Consider the following 441-nt stretch of genomic DNA (forward strand, 5'->3'; position numbering starts at 1 on the left):
AGTTGCACCGCCATGAGCGAGTGGCCGCCGAGCTCGAAGAAGTGGTCGTGGCGGCCGACCCGCTCGACCCCGAGCAGCTCTTGCCAGATCCCGGCCAGGGCCGTCTCGACCGCGCCGCGCGGCGCCTGGTAGGCCCGCCGCGCATAGGCATCATCGGCCGGCGAAGGCAGCGCCTTGCGGTCGAGCTTGCCGTTCGGCGTCAGCGGCAGCGCGTCCAACCGCACGAAGGCCGATGGCACCATGTAGTCCGGCAGCAGGCGACTGAGATGGGCCCGCAACGCGGCCGCAAGCTCCACGCCATCGTCCTCGTGCGATCCTTCCGTCGGCTTCGCCACCACATAGGCGACAAGCTGCTTGTCGCCGGCGCGATCCTCGTGCGCCACCACCACCGCCTCGCGCACCCACGCGTGCTCGCAAAGCCGCGCTGCGATCTCGCCCGGC

1 protein-coding gene is annotated in these 441 nt (G+C 71.2%); it reads right to left on the reverse strand.

Annotation, left to right across the window (positions count from 1 at the left end):
* A partial coding sequence (locus tag D3227_RS40700; protein ID WP_147377851.1) for an AMP-binding enzyme occupies positions 1-441 on the reverse strand: 441 nt, incomplete at both ends.

The sequence above is a fragment of the Mesorhizobium waimense genome (assembly GCF_003601975.1).
Taxonomy (GTDB): domain Bacteria; phylum Pseudomonadota; class Alphaproteobacteria; order Rhizobiales; family Rhizobiaceae; genus Mesorhizobium; species Mesorhizobium waimense.